This is a genomic window from Pseudomonas sp. BT76 TE3572, from assembly GCF_050435365.1.
In the GTDB taxonomy this organism is placed as follows: Bacteria; Pseudomonadota; Gammaproteobacteria; order Pseudomonadales; family Pseudomonadaceae; genus Aquipseudomonas; species Aquipseudomonas fluorescens_W.
This window is the reverse complement of sequence record NZ_JBNDKE010000001.1, coordinates 4,443,814-4,457,539: the sequence shown is the minus strand read 5'-3', so window position 1 is coordinate 4,457,539 and position 13,726 is coordinate 4,443,814. Positions and strand designations below refer to the sequence as shown.

The following is a 13,726-nucleotide window of genomic DNA, read 5'->3' as shown; positions in this document are numbered from 1 at the left end:
ACAGTTGACCGAGTTTCCTCAGAGGAATGAGGTTAAATGTGGGAGCGGGCTTGCTCGCGAAGGCGTCCTCAAGGCAACAAAACAGTCGAACCCGTCGTGCGCCGCGCCGACAACTCGGTCTGTGCCTTCGCCGCTTCAGCCAATGGATACTTCTGGCTGATGTCCACCTTCAGCTTGCCACTGATGATCATCTCGAACAGCTCATCCGCCATACGCTGCAGGTTCTCGGCATTGTTGGCGTAAGTCGCGAGCGTAGGCCGGGTCACGTACAACGAACCCTTTGCCGACAGAATGCCCAGGTTCACCCCGTCTACCGCGCCCGACGCATTGCCGAAGCTCACCACCAGACCGCGAGGCGCCGTGCAATCAAGCGAAGTCAGCCACGTGTCCTTGCCCACGCCGTCGTACACCACCGGGACTTTTTTCCCGTCAGTCAATTCCAGTACGCGCTGTGCGACGTTTTCATGGCTGTAGTCGATGGTCGCCCAAGCGCCGTTGGCCTTGGCCAGTGCGGCTTTCTCCGGTGAGCTGACCGTGCCGATCAACTTCACGCCCAAGGCCTTGGCCCATTGGCAAGCCAGGGAACCGACGCCACCCGCAGCAGCGTGAAACAGGACGGTTTCGCCACCCTTGAGTTCATAGGTCTGACGCAGCAGGTACTGCACGGTCAGGCCCTTGAGCATTACGCCAGCGGCCTGTTCGAAGCTGATCGCGTCCGGCAGAAGGACCAGATTGGCCTCCGGCAACACGTGAATGTCGCTGTAAGCGCCCAATGGACCGCTGCCATACGCCACGCGATCACCCACTTTGAACCGGGTGACTTGACTGCCCACCGCCTCGACCACGCCCGCGCCTTCCGAGCCCAGGCCGGATGGCAGGGCTGGCGGCGCATAGAGGCCGCTGCGGTAATAGGTGTCGATGAAATTCAGGCCGATGGCCTTGTTGGTCACGCGAACCTGCTGCGGACCGGGCTCGGCGGGTTGGTAGTCAACATACTCGAGCACTTCGGGGCCGCCATGAGCGCGGAACTGGATACGCTTAGCCATCAGAACTCTCCTTAGGTCTTGGCTACTGGAGTTGTAGCGCGAAGCTCCCTATCGAACTCCCATGCTTGATCTTCGTCAACTGCGGCAGGCCCATCTGCGATGTTATGCTACGCGCCCATTTGCGCCGGCCCTGCTCCCATGGAGCGCCGCGTAGCTTTGCCCGATTCAAGGTGATGACATGACGACCCGCACCGAGGCCGTAAAAGCCTACCTGCTCGACCTGCAAGACCGCATTTGCGCGGCCCTCGAAGCTGAAGACGGCGGCACGCAGTTCGTCGAAGACGCCTGGACCCGACCTGCCGGCGGTGGCGGTCGCACCCGGGTGATTGAAAACGGCGCGGTCATCGAAAAGGGCGGCGTCAACTTTTCCCACGTCTTCGGCAGCGGTCTCCCACCCTCCGCCAGCGCTCATCGGCCAGAACTAGCCGGCCGTGGCTTTGAAGCGCTTGGCGTGTCTTTGGTTATTCACCCGCACAACCCGTATGTGCCGACGTCCCACGCCAACGTGCGCTTCTTCATCGCTGAAAAAGAAGGCGAAGAACCGGTCTGGTGGTTCGGTGGTGGCTTCGACCTGACCCCTTATTACGGCAATGAAGAAGACTGCGTGCACTGGCACCGCGTCGCCGAGCAGGCCTGCGCGCCGTTCGGTCCGGATGTTTACTCGCGCTACAAGGCCTGGTGCGACAGCTACTTCCACATCAAGCATCGCCACGAGCCGCGCGGTATCGGCGGCCTGTTCTTCGATGACTTGAACGAGTGGGACTTCGACACCAGCTTCGCTTTCATGCGCGCCATCGGTGACGCGTTCATCGACGCCTACCTGCCGATCGTGCAGCGCCGCAAAAATGATGCGTTTACCGCCAAACAGCGTGAATTCCAGGAATTTCGCCGTGGGCGCTACGTTGAATTCAACCTGGTCTACGACCGCGGCACGCTGTTCGGTCTGCAATCGGGCGGGCGTACCGAGTCGATCCTGATGTCCCTGCCACCGCAAGTACGCTGGAGCTACGACTGGAAAGCCGAGCCGGGCAGCGAAGAAGCACGGCTGACCGAGTACTTCCTGCAAGACCGCGATTGGTTGGCCAAGGCCTGAACGAGGAATCCTGATGGACCGTTATGTCGTATTTGGTAACCCGATTGGCCACAGCAAGTCGCCGCTGATCCACCGTCTGTTCGCCGAGCAGACGGCTCAAAAACTCGACTACAGCACGTTGCTGGCGCCCCTCGACGATTTTTCCACCTGCGCCCGGACGTTTTTCCTCGAAGGTCGCGGGGCGAATGTGACGGTGCCGTTCAAGGAAGAGGCCTATCGTCTAGCGAACAGTCTGACGGCGCGGGCGCAGCGGGCTGGTGCGGTGAACACCCTGAGCAAACTGGCCGATGGCAGCCTGCTGGGCGACAACACCGATGGCGCCGGACTGGTGCGGGACCTGACGGTCAACGCCGGTTTCAGCCTCAAGGGCAAACGCATCCTGCTGCTCGGTGCTGGCGGCGCGGTGCGCGGTGCACTGGAGCCGTTGCTGGCCGAGCAACCCGCGTCGGTGATCATCGCCAACCGCACGGTGGAAAAAGCCGAACTGTTGGCGGAATTGTTCGCAGACCTGGGGCCGGTGTCGGCCAGTGGTTTTGATTGGTTGCAGGAGTCGGTAGACCTGATCATCAACGCAACGTCCGCCAGTCTGTCAGGGGATGTACCGCCGATTGCCAGCAGTTTGATCGAGCCGGGCAAAACGGTGTGCTACGACATGATGTACGGCAAGGAGCCCACGTCGTTCTGCCGTTGGGCCAGTGAACATGGCGCGGCGGTGTCGATGGATGGGTTGGGGATGCTCGCTGAACAAGCGGCGGAAGCCTTCTTCCTGTGGCGCGGGGTGCGCCCGGATACGACGCCGGTGCTGGCCGAACTTCGCCGCCAACTAGCCCTGTAATTCTTTGTGGCGAGGGATTGGTGTTTTATCCAAGGATTCGTTTAGTCCTCAAACCGGATCGGGCATTTCTCCGCCCCTTCCAGTTTCCTCAACTCTTCCACCACCTGCGGCCGTGCCCGTCGCAGGGTCAGGCTGCGATTCTGGCGCAATAGCCGTCGCGCTTCCTGATGCAGCATCTCCACGCCTGAATAGTCGATGAAGTTGATCTGCTGCGCTTCGATCACCACTCTCGCGCCGTGCATCCGCTGCAGGCGTACTTGCAGGTAATGGCTGGCGCCAAAAAAGATCGAACCGCCAACCCGCAAAATGTCTTCATCCCCATCCCGCCAATGCTGGACCCGCGGTTGCGAGGTGCGTTTGAGGTAGAAGAACAGCGAAGCCAGCACCCCGGCGTAGATCGCGGTCTGCAATTCCAGCAGCAGCGTGGCGACACAGGTCAGCGCCATGACCAGGAACTCGGCGCGGCTGACCCGCAACAACGCGCGAATGCCGCGATGATCTACCAGCCCCCAGGCGATCAACAGAATGCTTCCGGCCATGGCCGGGATCGGAATGTGCGCGATCAAATTCGCACCAAAGATAGCGAACAGCGCCACCCACAACGCTGAAAAAACGCCGGCCATCGGCGAACAGGCACCCGCCTCGTAGCTCAGCCCCGAGCGGGTGAAGGAACCGGCTGACAGCGAGCCGGAAAAAAACGCTCCGACCATGTTCGATAAACCCTGGGCGCGGACCTCTTGGTTGGCGTCGAGCAACTGCTGAGAACGGGCCGACAAGGATCGGGCAATCGACAGACTGGTGACCAGCCCGAGCATGCCCACCGCCACCGCGCTGGGTAGCAAGCGCAGAATCAGGTCCAGATCCAGCGGCAGCGGGCTGAAGGGCGGCAGCCGCCCGACAAACGCGCTGACCAACCTCACATGGCCGAACATCGATGGCCAGAGCCAGACCAGCAATCCGCTCAGCGCCAGGGTGATCAACAGCGTCGGCCAGCGCGGCAGGAGCAATTTCAGGATCACGCCCACGACGACCGTCGCCAGGCCCAGCATTAGCGACGGTTTATCCACTTCGCCGAGATGACTGAAGAGCATCATCAAACTGTTCAGCGCTGTTGCCTGGTTGGGCAATTCCAGCCCCAACAAATTTGGCAGTTGGCCGATGGCAATCACCACCGCCGCGCCGAGGGTGAAACCCAGCACCACTGAGTGCGAGACGAAATTCACCAAGGCGCCGAAGCGCAGCAAACCGAGCAGCCACTGGAAAATGCCGGCAAGCAGCGTCAGCAACAGGATCAGGGTGACGTAGTCTTCTGACGCAGGAACGGCCAGTGGACTGACGCTGGCGTACAAGACAATAGAAATCGCCGCCGTAGGACCGCAGATCAGGTGCCACGAAGAACCCCAGAGACAGGCGATCAGCACCGGGATAATCGCCGCGTACAGACCGTATTCAGGTGGGAGGCCGGCGATCAGCGCGTAGGCAATGGATTGCGGCAACGCGAGAATCGCACCGCTGAGGCCGACGATCAGGTCGCGACCGACGCTGGCGCGGGTTTGCCGGGGCAACCAGCTGAGGAAGGGGAAGAGCGAATGGCGGCTTGGGAAGGCCATGGGTCCTCTCGGGTGGGGGTTTGGGCAAGGGTAGCAGGGTGTGAGGGGTGTCAGATGAATCCACCCCTCACCCTAACCCTCTCCCCAGAGGGTAGAGGGGACTGACCGAGGTGATGGCAAGAAATCCTGCGACCTGAATTATCGAGTCGAACACCAGATTTAATAACAACACAGATCGGCCCCCTTTCCCCCTCTCCCCCGTGGGGAGAGGGCTGGGGTGAGGGGGCGATCCTGAGCCCGACACACAATCCACGATCACCCGATCAAAGCTTCGCTTTCACCGCCCCCAACGCATCCTTCCCATCCACGGTCTTCACCCCATCCAGCCACTTATCCAGCACCGCCGGATTAGCCTTGATCCACGCCTTGGCCGCATCAGCATTGCTGACCTTCTTGTTCACCACCTCGGCCATGATGCTGTTCTCCATTTCCTGGGTGAAACTCAGGTTGGTGAGCAGTTTGCCGACGTTCGGGCAGGCCTGTGCATAACCTTTGCGGGTCAGGGTATGGACGCTGCCGGTATCGCCGAAGTACTTCTCGCCGCCCTTGAGGTAATGCATTTTCAGCTGCACGTTCATCGGGTGCGGGGTCCAGCCGAGGAAGGTCACGAACTTCTGTTTTTTCACCGCGCGAGACACTTCGGCCAGCATTGCCTGCTCGCTGGACTCGACCAGTTTCCACTGGCCCATGTCGAAGTCGTTCTTCTTGATGATTTCCTGCAAGGAGATGTTGGCGGGAGCGCCGGAGCCGATGCCGTAGATCTTCTTGTCGAACTTGTCGGCGTATTTGTTCAGGTCGGAAAAGTTATGCACACCCGCATCCCAAACGTAATCCGGGACGGCGAGGGTGAATTCGGTGCCATCGAGGTTCTTAGCCAATTGCGTGACATCGCCGGTGGCCACGAACTTGTCGTAGAAACCCTGTTGTGCTGGCATCCAGTTACCGAGAAACACGTCGACCTGACCATCTTTCAAGCCGCCAAAGGTGATCGGTACGGCCAGCGTGTCGACCTTGGCCTTGTAGCCCATGCCGTCCAGCAGAAACCCGGTGATGGCGTTGGTCGCGGCGATGTCGCTCCAGCCAGGGTCGGCCATTTTCACCGTCTCGCAACTCTGATCGGCATACGCCGATGCACTGCCCAGAGCCAGAAGCCCGACCGTCATTGCTGTGGATAACCTACGCATGGCATTCCCCTTAACATTATTGGTTTTGGCAGGGTTGTGGATAACGTGCTTTACGCTCCAGATCGTCGAGGTCGATGTGGTTGCGCATGTACTGCTGGCTGGCGTCCACCAGTGGCTGGTGATCCCAGCTCTTCAGCTTGCCGATGGTTAATGCATCGGCGACAAAACGTCGACGCCGCTGGCTGGCGAGCACTTGTTGGTGGATCGCCGGGATATCCCATTTGGCTCGGGCTTCAGCGAGAAATTCATCGAAAAGCGAGCGATGTTGTGGCGATTGACTGAGTTCTTCCAGTTCGCGCGGGTCGTTGTGTACGTCGAAGAGTAGGCAAGGGTCGTCTTCGCTGTAGATGAATTTGTAGGCGCCGCGGCGAATCATCATCAGCGGGCTGATGGTGCCTTCAGCCATGTATTCGCCAAAGACCTCGTCATGACCGCCCTGCCCTTGCAGGTGCGAGACCAGCGAGCGGCCGTCCAGCGGCAGCCCCGGCTCCAGCGAACCGCCGGCCAGTTCCACAAAGGTCGGCAACAGATCGGCGGTGGAGACCGCCGCGCTGACCCGGCCAGCGCCGAATTGCCCCGGCGCACTGATCAACAGCGGCACGCGGGCGGCCATTTCGTACCAGTGCATTTTGTACCAGAGCCCACGCTCGCCTAGCATGTCGCCGTGGTCACCGGAGAACACAATGATGGTGTCATCGATCAGGCCAGTTTCCTCGAGTGTTTGCAGGAGTTTGCCGACGTTGCTGTCGATATAGCTGCAAGCACCGAAGTACGCGCGGCGTGCATCGCGAATCTTATCCACAGGCAGCGGTTTGTCCCACAGGTCGTAAACCTTGAGCAAACGCTGGGAGTGCGGATCGAGTTCGGACTGGGCCGGGGTTTCAGGCAATGGGATGTCGGCGTCGTCGTACATATCCCAGAAAGCCTTGGGAATGGTGTACGGGTCGTGTGGGTGAGTCATGGAAACGGTGAGGCAGAACGGCTGATCGCCATCCTCGCGGATGTGGTCGAACAGGTATTGCTGGGCCTTGAACACCACCTCTTCGTCGAAATCCAGCTGATTGGTGCGTACGCACGGCCCGGCTTGCAGCACCGACGACATGTTGTGAAACCAGGTTGGACGCACGTCCGGCTCGTCCCAGTTCACAGACCAGCCGTAATCGGCCGGGTATATGTCGCTGGTCAGGCGTTCTTCATAGCCGTGCAACTGATCCGGTCCGCAGAAATGCATCTTGCCCGACAGAGCGGTGCGATAGCCGAGTCGACGCAAGTAGTGGGCATAAGTCGGTACATCGGCGGGGAAATCGGCCGCGTTGTCGTAGGCGCCGATCTTGCTCGGCAACTGACCGCTGACCAGGGTAAAACGTGACGGCGCGCACAGTGGGCTGTTGCAATAGGCGGCGTCGAACACCACGCCTTCGGCGGCGAGGCGGCTGAGATTGGGCAGCTTGATGGGCGAAGGGCCGTAGAACGGCAACATTGGCGCGGCCATCTGATCGGCCATGATGAAAAGAATATTCTTGCGCTTCATGTGATCGCGGCATTCCATAGTGAATATTTATGCGAGAGTGCTGCGATCGAGCATGTAGCCCAAGCATTTTGTGGTAAAGCCCATGCACGGCAATGACTAGGATAAGCACAGCTTATGTATTACGCCCTTGGTGATTTGTCTCTGGATTTGCTTCGCGCCTTTGAAGCGGCGGCCCGACAGCGCAGCTTCACGGCTGCCGCGGTGGAACTTGGCACCACGCAACCGGCCATCAGCCAGCAGATCAAACGGTTGGAAGAACAACTCGGGACGCGGCTGTTCGACCGGATTTATCGCGGCATCGAACTGACCGAGGCCGGGACGATCCTGTTTGAGCAGGTTCAGCTCGGGTTGCAGAATATCGATGCAGGATTGAGCGCGATCAGCGCACAGCACCAACACGAAGTGTTGCAGGTCGCCACCGATTTCGCCTTCGCCGCGTATTGGCTGATGCCGCGCCTGCACCGCTTTCATGCCGCCAATCCTCAAGTGGATGTCAGCCTGGTCACCAGCGAACGCAGCCTCAATATGCTGCGCACCGATATTGATGTGGCGGTGTTGTTTGGTGATGGCCGATTCAAGCAGGGTGAAAGCCATTGGCTGTTCAGCGAAGAAGTGTTTCCGGTGTGCAGCCCGCTGCTGTTGAAGGATCGCCCCCTGCCCTTGCCGGCCCAGTCATTGCTCGAGTTCCCGCTGCTGCACCTTCGAGGCGAAAACAGCAGCAACTGGTTCGACTGGAGCGGCGTGTTTCGAGAGTTGGGGATCGCTTCGGCACCTGCGCCCGGGCAATTGCGCTTCGACAATTACACGTTGCTGATTCAAGCGGCGATTGGCGGCCAGGGCGTGGCCATCGGCTGGCGGCACCTTGTGGATAACTTGCTGGCGCAGGGATTGTTATGCCGACCGATTGCGGAAACGGTGATTTCCAGGCTCGGCTATTACGTGGTCCTGCCCCAGCGAAAACGGCGTGGTGCGCTGATTCAACAGTTTGTGGACTGGCTGATGGCTGAGCAGGCCAGCAGTGCGCAATCGTTGAATGGCCTGCCGTTGCCGTCTATCGCTGTATAGCCTCGGTCGCGACGAAGGTTACGTGTTCGCCGACATGCAGGTTCAACCGCAACTCATCGGCAATCCCTGTCGCCACCCGGCTCAACCGTTCAAGCGGTTCGGCGAGGCCCGGCTCCAGGCTGCGGCTGATGTGGCTGAAGTGCTCGATGGTCAGCCCGGGCACCCCGCGCGGCGCATTGATCAGTGTCCAGTGCAAAGTGCTGCTTTGCAGGGCCTCGCGGATTTCTTCGGCGGCGTGGAGTTGCAGTCGATCTTCTATCTCCGGATCGTCCAGTACCTCGAAATCTCCCACCAGAAACAGCCGGCTAATCCCCGAGGCCTGCATGCCATCGATCAGCGCATCCACCGCCAGCACTTGCTCGACCGGGCCCGGCACGATGGATTTTTCCACGTGCTCGCTGCTCATCGGCAACCCGGGTGCATCCAGCAGACAGATCACCGCCGAACAACCGGCGACACTCTGCTTGACCCGCTTGGCGTCGAACAAATCGCCAGTCTTGGTCCGCAATCCCGGGCGCGGCGCGAGCGCCGTCAAATCATCGAGAATCGCGATCACTTCATGTTGGCGCCGCAGCATTTCAGCCATCAGCGCACTGCCCAGGCTACTCATGGCACCATAAAGCACCACTTTTACCACCGGGGTTTCGGCATTTTTCATGGCCGTGCTCCGTTCTTCCTATCTCTATGGCGTGTGACCTGTGGGAAACAACGCCGGTTCGACTCGGTTCAGAGGGTTTCAAATGCAGCAGATCAAGGGCTACCACGCCCATGTCTACTTCGACGCCACTACCCTTCCTCAGGCGCGAGCCTTGTGTGAGCAGGCAGCGCAATTGTTTCCAGTGAAGATGGGTCGCGTCCATGAACGCCCGGTGGGCCCGCACCCGGACTGGAGCTGCCAGTTGGCTTTCGAGCCGCAATACATCAGCGACGTGCTGCCCTGGCTTGCGCTCAACCGCAAGGGTTTGGTGGTGTTCCTGCACCCGGTCACCGGCGACGATCTGCTGGACCACACCGAGCACGCCATCTGGATGGGCGCGATTCGACCACTGGATCTGTCTATTTTTTGATCAGTTTACAACTGTTCCTCGGCTTCACCGGGCAAATGTTCGTCCAGATGCAGCCAGGGCAGTCGGTTGTCAGTCCAGATATGCTTTTCCGCGGGTGCCTGCTCGGGATGATCGAGGGTGGCGATGGTCACGTCGATGCTGTCCGGGCTCAGGTGCGAGATCAGCGCCAGCTGCGCCCCACAGTTGCCGCAGAAATACCGCACGCAGGTTGTTGAAGAGTCGTACTGCGCGGGTATCCCCTTCACCCATTCAAAGGCTGAGGTGGGAATAGTGATCCAGGTGGTCACGATCCCGCCGCTGACCCGTCGGCAAATCGAGCAATGACAGTGGGCGATGTCGTGCAAAGGCCCACTGAATTGATAGCGCAGATGTGCGCAATGGCAGCCGCCTGTATGAATGTCGGCCATGTTTTTACCTCCTGCCCCGTATTCAGGGACTTTGAACCCGTCCGACGACCGGTTGCACATCTGGTCAATGCTTTCATCCGCGAAAGCTGGCTGAAAGCTTCCCCGATTAGGATCGCCCCCACTACCGGCAACAGACCGGTCGGCCAATGCCAGTGTTTTATCGCTCGCACAGCCCATTTAACAACAACAATGGTGATCCTGATGTCCTTTGCTACCCGCCACTTCGCTGTCACTCCGCCCATACGCCTCGTGCTTCCCGTTCTGCGCTGACCCACCCGGTTCGCCCATTCCCTAGCCGCGCTATGCCTGGAGTATTCCCATGCTGACTTTCCTTGGCTTTGCCATGGTCATCACGTTCATGTTCCTGATCATGACCAAGCGCCTTTCCGCGCTGATCGCTCTGATCATCATCCCGATCCTGTTCGCGCTGTTCGGTGGTTTCGCGCCGAAGATCGGCCCGATGATGCTCGAAGGCATCACCAAGCTCGCACCGACCGGTGTGATGCTGATGTTCGCCATTCTGTACTTTGCCCTGATGATCGACTCTGGCCTGTTCGACCCGGCCGTGCGCAAGATCCTCAAACTGGTCAAGGGCGACCCGTTGAAAGTTTCGGTCGGTACTGCCGTGCTGGCGCTGATCGTGTCCATGGACGGTGATGGCGCCACCACTTACATGATCTGCGTGGCCGCCATGCTGCCGCTCTACGCCCGTATCGGCATGAGCCCACGGATCATGGCCGGCCTGATCATCCTCGCCGGTGGCGTGATGAATATGACGCCATGGGGCGGCCCGACTGCTCGTGCCGCCAGTGCGCTGCATGTGGACCCGTCCGACATCTTCGTACCGATGATTCCGGCAATGCTGGCCGGCGTGGTGGCGATCCTGGCGATTGCCTACTTCTACGGTAAACGCGAGCGTGCACGTCTTGGTGAATTGCATCTGGTCGGTGATGAAGTCGACCACAGTGAAATCACCGTTTCGCAATTCCCGGATGCCCGTCGTCCGAATTTGATCTGGTTCAACGGCGCCCTGACCCTGGTCCTGATGGGAACCCTGGTCGCCGGTCTGTTGCCGCTGCCGGTGCTGTTCATGGTGGCGTTCAGTATCGCGATGATCGTCAACTACCCGTGCCTGCAACAGCAGAAGGACCGCGTCGCGGCCCACGCCGGTAGCGTGCTGGCGGTGGTCGGCTTGATCTTCGCGGCCGGTATCTTCACCGGTATCCTGTCGGGCACCGGCATGGTCGATGCGATGTCGAAAAGCCTGTTGGCAGTCATCCCGGACTTCCTCGGCCCGTACCTGGCCGTGATCACTGCACTGGTGAGCATGCCGTTCACGTTCTTCATGTCGAACGATGCATTTTATTACGGCGTGTTACCGGTACTTGCGGAAGCCGCCAGCCATTACGGTATAACCGCGGTTGAAATGGCACGTGCCTCGATCGTCGGTCAGCCCGTCCACCTGTTGAGCCCGTTGGTACCTTCGACCTACCTGTTGGTGGCCCTGGCCGGTATCGACTTCGGTGATCACCAGCGTTTCACCCTGAAGTGGGCAGTGCTGGTTTGCATGTGCATACTGGTCGCCGCCTTGCTGATGGGGATTTTTCCGCTGTTCAGCACTCTATAGCCCAAGACTCACCATGACGGGTCCAGGCTTTGTTGTTTGAAGCCTGGGCCCTTCGTGGTTTAACACACGCACAAAGGAATACACATGGAATGGCTGACCAACCCTGAAATCTGGGTTGCCTTCTTCACCCTGACCGCCCTGGAAATCGTTCTGGGTATCGATAACATCATCATGATTTCGATCCTGGTCAGCCGCATGCCCAAGCACATGCAACAGCGCACCCGGATTTTCGGCCTGGCGCTGGCCATGGTTACGCGGATTCTGTTGCTGCTGTCGATCACTTGGGTCATGCGCCTTACCGCTGACTTGTTCGAAGTGCTCGGCCAGGGTTTTTCCGGGCGAGACCTGATCCTGTTCTTCGGTGGTCTGTTCCTGCTGTGGAAGAGCTCGCAAGAGATGTACCACGCGCTGGAAGGTGAAGACGAAACCAATGAGCAGCCGGGTGGCAAGGGCGGCAAATTCTTCTACACCATCATTCAGATCGCGATCATCGACATCGTGTTCTCGCTGGACTCGGTCATCACCGCCGTGGGCATGGTGTCCCACGTACCGGTCATGGTCGCGGCGATCATCGTTGCCGTGCTGGTGATGATGTGGGCTTCCGGCACCATCAGCGAGTTCATCGACAAGCACCCGTCGCTGAAGATGCTGGCGCTGTCGTTCCTGTTGATCGTCGGCACTGTGCTGATTGCTGAATCCTTCGACGTTCACGTGCCAAAAGGCTACGTCTACTTCGCCATGGCGTTCTCGCTGGCGGTGGAAGCGATCAACATCAAGATGCGCACCGCGATGGCGAAAAAGCGCAAGCAGCCAGACCCAGTAAAACTGCGCAAGGACATTCCGGGTCAGTAACCCGAACCTGTGCACTGGCTGGTGTCAGCCAGTGCACAAAACCTGTGGGAGCGAGCCTGCTCGCGATAGCGGCCTGTCAGTCAACATCAATGTTGAATGTGACGGCCCCATCGCGAGCAGGCTCGCTCCCACATTTTTTTTGCTCTGTGATTACCCTGGCGGATCGAGGTTATCCAGCACTCGATTCACCGCCAATTCCCCCAACATGATGCTTTGCTGAATCCCCAGCAGAGTGCTGCGCTGTGGGCCATCCAGAAACCCCGCGAAATCACTGGCCATTACGCTGGCTGACGCCAACGATTCGCAGGCGTGCCCGAGCAAGGTTTCGTTATCGACCTTGGGGTCTATGAAGAAAATGCTGCTGGGTTTACGCGGTGGGAAGTCGTGGGGGACCGGATCGGTGTCCGGTGGGTTGGGCGTTACCTTGAACATAGATAGAACTCCAGTACTGATTACGTGGAGCCATCACTCTCGCTACCAAACGAAGGGTGGCGGCCATACACAGGTTGGTAGACCGGAGTACTGGAACCGGCGCCCCCGAAGGGACCCTGCGCATGGCCACCATAAAGCTGCGACCTCAATAAGCGTCCGCAAGAAGTGGCTATGCGCCAGACTCCGGGCTACCAAACCCGATCACTGTTTTTCAGCGACTGGGAAACGATAGAGACCCGGGCCAAGGCGCACAAGCCGGCGGATTCTGGCGTAACCGTAGGCAACGGCGCAAGGCGTTGTAGCCTCTGAGAAGTAACTCTGGGTGTCATTAAACATGTGTCGCAGATCGCGTGAATCACATCAACGCAGTTGAAGAATTAGCCGACAGTTCTTTCCTAAGGTTGACGCACAGAGCTCTGGTGGTTAGCGTCCTCCGCTCGCTTCAAACGACAATGACAAGGAATGCATATGTCTGGAAAACCGGCTGCACGTCTCACGGACCCGACCACCTGTCCCCTTCCCGGCCACGGCACTAACCCGATTGCCAGCGGCTCACCCGATGTCTTTTTCAACAGTCTCGCCGCCGCTCGGGTCAGCGACAAATGCACCTGCGGTCAGGCCCTCAACGGTGGATTCTCTTCAACGGTGTTCATCAATGGCCTGAACGCCATAACCCTCGACAGCACCGCTAGTCATGGCGGCGTGGTGATCGGCGGCTCTGGCAACGTCATCATCGGCAGCAGTCACACCGCCGCGCCATTCATTCCGCCCTTGCCGATCATCGGCCAACCCTTGGTCGAATTCAAAGCCGTCAGCGCCGGCAATGGCGAACCGATCGCCGCACAAGACTACGAAATCGAAACCGCGGAAGGCCGCATCGTCAAAGGCCAGACCAATGCTCAGGGCATGACGCAAAGCGTCGTCACCTTACAGCCCGACCTCGCCGTAGTCCGCTGGACCGTCTGAGCCTCAAGGAA

At 59.4% G+C, this 13,726-nt stretch carries 14 protein-coding genes; 7 read left to right on the top strand and 7 right to left on the bottom strand.

What is annotated here, in order from left to right; translation table 11 throughout:
- Positions 1 to 68: 68 nt before the first annotated feature.
- Positions 69 to 1,046 (bottom strand): NADPH:quinone reductase, encoded by a 978-nt coding sequence (locus ABH912_RS20170; protein ID WP_429511469.1) that lies wholly within the window; start codon positions 1,044 to 1,046, stop codon positions 69 to 71.
- Positions 1,047 to 1,224: 178 nt separating this feature from the next.
- Between ABH912_RS20170 and hemF the strand changes: the two genes are divergently transcribed.
- Together hemF and aroE are read left to right on the top strand one after the other, a co-directional pair.
- Positions 1,225 to 2,139 (top strand): oxygen-dependent coproporphyrinogen oxidase, encoded by a 915-nt coding sequence (hemF, locus tag ABH912_RS20165; protein WP_033059730.1) that lies wholly within the window; start codon positions 1,225 to 1,227, stop codon positions 2,137 to 2,139.
- Between the two features lie 13 nt (positions 2,140 to 2,152).
- The gene (gene aroE, locus ABH912_RS20160; protein WP_429511468.1) at positions 2,153 to 2,974 is read left to right on the top strand and encodes a shikimate dehydrogenase; all 822 of its coding nucleotides are present in this window, start codon (positions 2,153 to 2,155) and stop codon (positions 2,972 to 2,974) included.
- Positions 2,975 to 3,015: 41 nt separating this feature from the next.
- On the opposite strand, the gene ABH912_RS20155 is transcribed toward aroE, so the two are convergent.
- The 3 genes from ABH912_RS20155 to betC all read right to left on the bottom strand — a co-directional run bounded on the left by ABH912_RS20155 (position 3,016) and on the right by betC (position 7,299).
- A complete protein-coding gene (locus ABH912_RS20155) occupies positions 3,016 to 4,584 on the bottom strand; it encodes a SulP family inorganic anion transporter (RefSeq protein ID WP_429511467.1) in 1,569 nt (522 codons plus the stop codon).
- A gap of 263 nt (positions 4,585 to 4,847) precedes the next feature.
- The gene (gene choX / locus ABH912_RS20150; RefSeq protein WP_008155658.1) at positions 4,848 to 5,768 is read right to left on the bottom strand and encodes a choline ABC transporter substrate-binding protein; all 921 of its coding nucleotides are present in this window, start codon (positions 5,766 to 5,768) and stop codon (positions 4,848 to 4,850) included.
- Between the two features lie 16 nt (positions 5,769 to 5,784).
- On the bottom strand, positions 5,785 to 7,299 hold the full coding sequence (gene betC, locus ABH912_RS20145) for a choline-sulfatase (protein ID WP_429511466.1): 1,515 nt from the start codon (positions 7,297 to 7,299) through the stop codon (positions 5,785 to 5,787).
- A 114-nt stretch (positions 7,300 to 7,413) separates the two neighbouring features.
- On the opposite strand from betC, the gene ABH912_RS20140 reads away from it, so the two are divergent.
- The gene (locus ABH912_RS20140) at positions 7,414 to 8,364 is read left to right on the top strand and encodes a choline sulfate utilization transcriptional regulator (protein ID WP_429511465.1); all 951 of its coding nucleotides are present in this window, start codon (positions 7,414 to 7,416) and stop codon (positions 8,362 to 8,364) included.
- Here ABH912_RS20140 and ABH912_RS20135 read toward each other — a convergent pair.
- Positions 8,351 to 9,022 carry an NAD(P)-dependent oxidoreductase gene (locus ABH912_RS20135; protein WP_429511464.1) on the bottom strand — a complete coding sequence of 224 codons (672 nt, stop codon included), beginning with the start codon at positions 9,020 to 9,022 and terminating at the stop codon, positions 8,351 to 8,353. The genes ABH912_RS20140 and ABH912_RS20135 overlap by 14 nt on opposite strands.
- A gap of 82 nt (positions 9,023 to 9,104) precedes the next feature.
- On the opposite strand from ABH912_RS20135, the gene ABH912_RS20130 reads away from it, so the two are divergent.
- Complete coding sequence (locus tag ABH912_RS20130; RefSeq protein ID WP_429511463.1) at positions 9,105 to 9,431, top strand: DOPA 4,5-dioxygenase family protein; 327 nt, start codon at positions 9,105 to 9,107, stop codon at positions 9,429 to 9,431.
- A gap of 5 nt (positions 9,432 to 9,436) precedes the next feature.
- Here the strand turns inward: ABH912_RS20130 and ABH912_RS20125 are convergent, their stop codons facing one another.
- Positions 9,437 to 9,838, bottom strand: coding sequence for a GFA family protein (locus ABH912_RS20125; RefSeq protein WP_429511462.1), 402 nt, complete (start codon positions 9,836 to 9,838; stop codon positions 9,437 to 9,439).
- Between the two features lie 319 nt (positions 9,839 to 10,157).
- On the opposite strand from ABH912_RS20125, the gene ABH912_RS20120 reads away from it, so the two are divergent.
- Together ABH912_RS20120 and ABH912_RS20115 are read left to right on the top strand one after the other, a co-directional pair.
- Entirely contained in the window at positions 10,158 to 11,465 is a 1,308-nt protein-coding gene (locus ABH912_RS20120) for a CitMHS family transporter (protein WP_033059743.1), read from the top strand.
- An 84-nt stretch (positions 11,466 to 11,549) separates the two neighbouring features.
- Positions 11,550 to 12,317, top strand: a complete 768-nt coding sequence (locus ABH912_RS20115) for a TerC family protein (RefSeq protein WP_033059745.1) — start codon at positions 11,550 to 11,552, stop codon at positions 12,315 to 12,317.
- A gap of 150 nt (positions 12,318 to 12,467) precedes the next feature.
- On the opposite strand, the gene ABH912_RS20110 is transcribed toward ABH912_RS20115, so the two are convergent.
- Entirely contained in the window at positions 12,468 to 12,749 is a 282-nt protein-coding gene (locus ABH912_RS20110; RefSeq protein WP_046044899.1) for a DUF6124 family protein, read from the bottom strand.
- A gap of 468 nt (positions 12,750 to 13,217) precedes the next feature.
- On the opposite strand from ABH912_RS20110, the gene ABH912_RS20105 reads away from it, so the two are divergent.
- On the top strand, positions 13,218 to 13,715 hold the full coding sequence (locus tag ABH912_RS20105; protein WP_429511461.1) for a PAAR domain-containing protein: 498 nt from the start codon (positions 13,218 to 13,220) through the stop codon (positions 13,713 to 13,715).
- Positions 13,716 to 13,726: the final 11 nt, after the last annotated feature.